Source organism: Mycobacterium sp. UM_Kg27 (assembly GCF_000972905.1).
Classification (GTDB): Bacteria; Actinomycetota; Actinomycetes; order Mycobacteriales; family Mycobacteriaceae; genus Mycobacterium.
Map to the genome: position 1 here is coordinate 1 of NZ_JRMM01000180.1, position 6,792 is coordinate 6,792.

Genomic DNA, 6,792 nt, shown 5'->3' on the forward strand with positions numbered 1-6,792 from the left:
GTGTATAAGAGACAGCCGCTGGACCCCGCCCAGCGCCGGCTGTCCGACCAGATGATCGAGTACTGGACCGGGTTCGTGGTGACCGGTGCGCCGATCGCCGTGGATCAACCCGACTGGCCCGCGATCGGAACCGGCCCCGACCGGCGGTGGATGTCGCTGCGGACCGACGGCAGCCGGACGATCACCGACTTCGCCGCCGAGCACCAGTGCGACTTCTGGGCGACCTTGCGCGGCTGACTCTCACTTCTTCATTGGGCGGGCCGGCTCGGCGGGCAGAGCACAGTTCAGGCCGGCGTGACCCAGGTGGTGATGTCGGCGTGCACCACCTCGACGCCGGACTTGTCGGTGATGCTGACCGGCACCACCAACTCGGTGCCTTCGACGATCGAGCCGAATTCCGGCGGATCCAACCGGGCGGTCGCCCGCAACGACGTGGTCGCCTTGGCCAGGTAGGCCACGTTCATCGCCTTGGGGATCCAGCGGTGGCTGCGCGGGACGGTGGCCTCCATCAGCATCCCCATCGCGACCTCGGCGGCGTTGCAGGACGCAATCGCGTGCACGGTGTGCAGGTGGTTGTAGACAAAGAGTTTCGATCTTTGGGCACGTAGTGGATACGCTGGTAGCCATGCGGTGTGCCATTTACACGAGGATCTCCCGAGATCTGACCGGTGAGCAGGTCGGCGCTGATCGACAGCTCAAGGAGTGCCGTGAGCTTGCGGATTCCGGAGGGCACGAACTTGTTGCCACCTACCGCGACAACGACGTCAGTGCGTACTCGGGGCGTGCGCGACCTGATTTCGAGAAGCTGCTCGACGCCATGGCGGCGGGCGATTTCTCGGTGTTGATCGTTTGGCACATCGACCGGTTGTACCGCTCGATGAAGGATCTGGAGCGCATCATCGATGTGGCGGAGGGCGGTGGTATCCAGATTCAGACAGTCAGTTCTGGCGACTTGGACCTCTCCACCTCGGCCGGGCGGATGATCGGACGCATTCTCGGGTCGGTGGCGCGGCAGGAGTCGGAGCACCATGCCGAACGGCGCAAGTTGGCCAACAAGGAGCATGCTCTGGCCGGACGGTGGTGTTCGACCGGATCGCGGCCCTTCGGCTACGACAAGACCGGTGTACCCCTGGAGCCGGAAGCCACAATGCTGCGCCATGCGGCGACGGACGTCCTTGCGGGCAAGTCGCTGCATGCCGTTGCCCGCGAGTGGAACGCGTCAGGGGTGACGACGGTGCGTGGTGCGCAGTGGACGAACCTTCATGTCCGTCGGGTCCTGACCAACGCGCGACTCGCTGCGCTGCGGGTCCACCGTGGCGAGATCATCGGGCAGGGCGCATGGGAGCCGATCATCGACGAAGGTATCTGGCGAGGACTTTGGGCCTTCTTGCGTGACCCGGAACGGCGCAACGCGGTGGCGTTCGAGCGCAGGCACATGTTGTCCGGTATTGCCCGGTGTGGCCTGTGCAAGGGGCCGTTGTACGTCGCCCGCCCGCACGGTCGGGACCGGCCAGCGGCATACGTTTGTCGCCGCCCTGGTGCGCATGTGGGCCGCAATCAGGCGGCACTGGATGGTTATGTCGAGAGAGTGGTGCTCGGTTATCTGGAGCGCCACGGTTTAGGTGCGGACCTTCGTCGAGGCCAAGACGGTGTTGATTTCGACGGTTTGCGAGCTGAGCGGGAAGCCAAGGCTACGACTAAGGATCAGCTGGCCACGTTGCTCCGAACAGGGGTGCTCGACATGGCCGCAGTGGAACGCGAGTCTGCCGTGCTCACCGCCGAGATTGACGCGATCGACCGCCGCCTGGCCGATGCTGTAGCGAGCCCTCCGGCGCTCGCGCTGTTGGCCGGGGAAGATGACCCGGCCGCGTTGGACACCGACAAGCTGGTCGAGCGCTGGCTGGCCGCATCGCCCGACCTCAGAGGAAAAATCGTCAACTCCCTGTTCGAGGTGGTCGTGAACCCAGTCCGCAAGGGCGTGAGGAACTTCGATCCTGACTTCGTTGAGATCAACTGGCGCTGAAGAGGTTTGCGCTGGTCAGCCGCCCCGGCTATCGAATACCGGTGGTCTACCAAACGGAATTCAGCCGTCCTATAGCGTTGCTATAGTCGACCTATAGAGGTTAAATACGCTGGCAGTAGATGTTTTAGCGAGATTATCGGGGTTGCTGCGACGGCCGGAAGCTGCTTACACTGGGCAGCAAGCTTGAAGGGGTCACGCCAAGGCTGACAAGTGCAGCGGGGCTGCGGCGGACCGCCCGGACGTTGAGTAACCGGGCGCTGAGATGAGACCGGCACGCAAAAAGTCATTGCGTTCTCTCTCTTCATCTTTCCAGGAGAAACCCTTGTCTGCCAGGGACTTTCAGCGACATCGAGCGCGCTATGCTGCGCTGACTCGCTCCCGGCCTGGCGATGACCCAGAGCTGGTAGACGCTCGGCGGCTTATGCAGGAGGAACGCCTTGTCAAGGCCATCGAGGATGCCCTAGATAAGGCTCCCCCGATGACTACGCAAGTCCGCCAACGGATTGTCGGACTTCTGTCGCAGGGAGGCTGAGGGTGGTGTCGAGTGCCGGTGATTCTCACCACCATCGATCAGGAGGCCCGGCTACGGTGCCCCGCGTGCGCGTGGCGGATTCGGCGCTCAATTGTTTGGGTAGCACCCGCACAGGACCTCGGGGGCGAGGGTTCCGGCGTGAGCAAGTTCGACCGCCTGGCTTGTTTTTCGTAACGAGACCCGACCTGCCGTTGGGCTTCGAGTCACCAAGTTGAGCGCATCGTGCAGCGATCGGGCGTTCGCATTCAGACCCTGTCAAACACGTTCCGAGTCGGTCACAAGGCGTAGATGGGGTCAAAGCCTCCATCCGGTTACGGCCACCGCAGGCCGACGGAGGATCACGATGAGCGACACCCAATGCAACATCATCAGCCGACAGGTCTTACTGGAATGGCTCGGCGTCTCCGACAGCACGGAGCGCCGCAAGCGCAAGGAAGGTCGTTCCTGGCCGCCGCACCTGATGATTGCGGGCAAGGTCTGCTACCGGCGCTCCGCCGTCGAGGACTTTATCCGCGCCCAGGAAGCCATATGCCAAAAAGTCATCTCAGAAGCTCACGGTAAGGCGTCGGCCGTACCCGAAGGCCAGGTCCGGCATGCCCCGCGCGCCGAGGGCATCGATTCTGGGGCTGTTCGCAGCGCTGAGGTGATCGGCTGATGGTGGAGAACAGCAACCCCGGCGAGGAGCGCGACGGGGTCACCGAGGAGAACCGCCAGCCTAACGACCAGGATGAGCATGACGTACTCGATGTGATGGCCGCTAGTGTCGTCGGTGGTTCAGGTGCCCCGCTTTTGGAGCTGCTTGGCATCCGGCAGGACGAGCACGTCAGCGTGTGCTGGCAGCGCCCCGACCGCAACTTCATGGCCCAACTGACCAGCGGTAGTGACGCTGCCCGGGTTGCTGCCGAACACATCAATGACGCAAACGTCTGGTTCGGGGTCAACCCCATCGGTAGGCATGTGCGCGGTGGACGGGGGAGGGCGGAAGACGTGACCCGGTGCGTCGCGCTCTGGGCGGACCTTGACGTCGGCAAGGACGGTGCCTGCGTTGATGTCGACCAGGCCTTAATGATCGTCAAGGAGGTCAGCGAGATGTTGGGGGCCAACCCCATCGCGCTGGTGGACTCCGGCAGCGGTGGACTGCACCCGTATTGGTTGCTCGACGTGGGCGACCCCGCCTGGCGATTCAAGCTCAACCCCGAGGAGCCGTGGAAGGATAACGCGGCCAGAGAGCGGGCGCAGAACGGGCTGCGGCGGTTCCAGCGGCTGGTGGACCACGTCGCAGCACGGCATGGTGTCAAGGTCGACAACGTCAGCGACATGAGTCGGGTCCTGCGTTGGCCGGGGTCATACAACAGAAAGCGGCCAGACCAGCCGGGCCTGGTTGAGCTGGTGGAGTCCCCGCTGGGCATACCTGAACCGCTCACGCTGGAGTGGGTGGAGAACGCCCTGGATGAGGCTGGTATCCCGGCTGAGGCCCCGAAGAGTAGACCCGGCAGCGGTGACGGCGCGACCGTCGCGGGTAAGGCCGGAGACTGGCGCTACGGGATGCTCACCCACCCGTACGTCCTGTCGATGATCGAGGGCTGGAAGACCGAGGCGGTCAATGGTCGTCATCACTGGATGTTGAGCTGCTTCATCCGGTTGGCCTGCGCTCACCGGTGCGGGCGGATCACCGAGAGCGACTACGGGCGCGGCCGGGATGTCGTCCTGGGCAGGTTCACGGTTGATGACTTGGGCCGAGAGCTTCGGGTCGACGAGGGAGCGCCCGAGTTGCAAGAGGCCATCCGCAGGGCAGAAGCCAAGAGTGACGAGGAAGCCCTGCGAGAGTGCGGAGGTCGGGACAGAGACGCAGGGCAGACCGACTCCGAGTACTGGGCCGAGAGCGTCGACGTTCAGCGGTCCGACAGCGGGGAGATCGACACCACTGATCGGCTGGAGGACGCTTATCTAGGTGAGCGCATCTATCGGGAGAGCTTGCAGGACTACCAGTGGACCGCCGAGTTCGGATGGATGCACTATGACGGGCGGCGGTGGACGCGGACTAAGGACCCGATCGTCGCTGACGAGGTCCGTAGTGCACTGATAGAGCTGCATCGGGGTGGCGCGCTCGCCGGTGCCGACCACAACCGGCTGCAGAAGATCTCCGGGCTGCTGTCCAGGAGCCGCATCGAGGGTCTCGCCGGGGTGGCAAGGATGGTCAGCGCGAAAGAGTCACAGTCGATCCGCTTCGATGATCATCCGGACCTGCTCAACGTAGGCAACGGCGTGGTTGACCTGCGCACCGGTGAGCTGAGTCCGCACGGCCGCGAGCTGTACCTGACGAAGGTCATCGACGTCGACTATGTGCCCTACGCGGTGCACGAGGACTGGGATAAGGCATTGGAGGCCCTGCCGGACGCCGAGTGTGAAGTCTGGCTACAGGAACGGCTAGGTCAGGGCATAACGGGCCACCCGGTGCCGGACGACAGGCTGCTCGTCCTGAAGGGCGGCGGATCGAATGGGAAGACCACGATCGTTGACGGCGTCCGGGGTGCACTCGGCGGCGACTACATGGTGTCCATGCCCGAGCGGATTTTGCTGGCCAGGCCGAGTGATCATCCCACCGAGATGATGAAGCTTTGTGGGGCCAGGCTGGCCGTCATGGAGGAGTTCCCCGACCAGCACATCAACGTTAAACGCCTCAAGGACATCCAAGGCACCGGCGAGATGACCGCTCGCCATATCGGCAAGGACTCGGTCTCCTGGAAGCCGACTCACAGTGCGGTCATCACGACGAATTACTTTCCGAAGGTCGACGAGTCGGACCACGGAACGTGGCGGCGGCTGGTGATGTTGGATTTTCCGTACACCTACCGCAAGGCGGGGGAGAGGCTGGGGCCCGACGACCGGTTGGGAGATCCGGGCCTGCGGGGAAGGGTCGAGGGCGGGACGGAGCAGCAGCAGGCCGTGCTGGCCTGGCTGGTCGAAGGTGCACGGCGCTGGTATGCCAATGACATGGCCATGTCAGCAGACCCGAGAAGCGTCACCGAGGCCACGGCTCAGTGGCGTGAACAGTCGGACGTGATGCTCCGCTACATCACTGAACGCCTGGTCTTCGACCCACAGCAGTGGGTGCCGACGGGGGATTTGTTCGACGACTTCACCTCCTGGTCGGCGGACGCGAAGCATCGGCAGTGGACCGCGCAGACGTTCACCTCACGGTTCCTCGGTCACGAGGATGTTGACAAGGCTGGGGTGCGCAAGGGCCAGGTCTCCACTAGCCGGGAGGGGTTGTCTCGGAGACCGAGCAGGGTCTCCGGCCAACCTACGGGCGCTCCGCTACCGAAGCGGACCATGGCGATGCTCGGGGTCGGCTTCCGGGTCGACGAGGGTGGAGAAGCTGTAGAGGAGGGGTGGGCGGAGCGGGCAAAACGGTCCTGACCAGCGGGATGGTGGAAGTGCAAGGGATGCAAGGATGAAATTGGAGATCCTTTACATTGGACCTCGTATGAGCGACGGCCAATTTCATCCTTGCGCCCCTTGCATACCAACTACCCGGCGGCTAGTCCGATACCTGGCTCCCACAACGTCATTGATCTCTGGGGCCTGTTAAGACGTGGCGTCGTGGGGACGGCGGCCCCTGCGCCCGTGCGCGGCAACAGCGGCCAGCCCCGCACGCAGCTAACGAAGTCCCGGGTGGCCCAGGGCTCGCTGGGGATCAGCCGCGTGGCTGTCGCGCTTTCGGTTCATGGTCTGGCAGTCCGTCCGGCCGTGGCGGCATCGCCAGACCGGCACGTCGATCTCGCAACCGAAGAAGCTCGCCCAAAAGGTGCAATGCCTGCACGGCGAAGTAGAGCGTGATGTCCTTGCGTGCGGTCATCCGATAGACGGGGTGACCGTCCGCGCCGCTGTCGACCTGCTCGCGGTGTAAGAACCCGTGATGTGCCCACGGTCGCCCATGCGCGAACCCTGACGTGATCTGCCAATCGCTGTACACCGGCAAGTCGGTGTACTGCGCGCCACCCTTAATCGGCTCGGTGACCTTAAACCCCGACTTGGCGCGTTTCGCGTTGATCCCCAAACGTTCCGCGACATCGCCGATCAGATCCAGATTGCCAGCATTGCGTTTCAACATGTCCGCTGCCGAAGAGCCCGAAGAAGTCACATAATGAGCCGTCCCGGTAAGTCCGGGGACTGATTTCCTTGAATCACCCCGCCTTCGGTGGGGTGTGCCTGTGATCGTAGTGAAGCGCTTCGA

The 6,792-nt window shown here is 63.8% G+C and carries 4 protein-coding genes and 2 pseudogenes; 4 read left to right on the plus strand and 2 right to left on the minus strand.

Annotation, left to right across the window (positions count from 1 at the left end):
* Positions 1-237: carboxylesterase family protein (locus LI94_RS19525; RefSeq protein WP_152664882.1), on the plus strand; the 237-nt coding region annotated here is incomplete at its 5' end.
* 47 nt (positions 238-284) lie between these two features.
* Here the strand turns inward: LI94_RS19525 and LI94_RS19530 are convergent.
* Positions 285-584, minus strand: a pseudogene (locus LI94_RS19530) (hotdog fold domain-containing protein); the annotation flags it as partial.
* Positions 585-607: 23 nt separating this feature from the next.
* On the opposite strand from LI94_RS19530, the gene LI94_RS19535 reads away from it, so the two are divergent.
* From LI94_RS19535 to LI94_RS19545, 3 genes are all read left to right on the plus strand, one after another.
* Positions 608-2,023, plus strand: coding sequence for a recombinase family protein (locus LI94_RS19535; RefSeq protein WP_131721474.1), 1,416 nt, complete (start codon positions 608-610; stop codon positions 2,021-2,023).
* Between the two features lie 875 nt (positions 2,024-2,898).
* Positions 2,899-3,210, plus strand: coding sequence for a hypothetical protein (locus LI94_RS19540; protein ID WP_046302235.1), 312 nt, complete (start codon positions 2,899-2,901; stop codon positions 3,208-3,210).
* The gene (locus LI94_RS19545; protein ID WP_046302236.1) at positions 3,210-5,975 is read left to right on the plus strand and encodes a phage/plasmid primase, P4 family; all 2,766 of its coding nucleotides are present in this window, start codon (positions 3,210-3,212) and stop codon (positions 5,973-5,975) included. Before LI94_RS19540 ends, LI94_RS19545 begins: the two co-directional genes overlap by 1 nt.
* 277 nt (positions 5,976-6,252) lie before the next feature.
* Here LI94_RS19545 and LI94_RS19550 read toward each other — a convergent pair.
* Positions 6,253-6,792 (minus strand): annotated as a pseudogene (locus tag LI94_RS19550) (hypothetical protein); the annotation flags it as partial.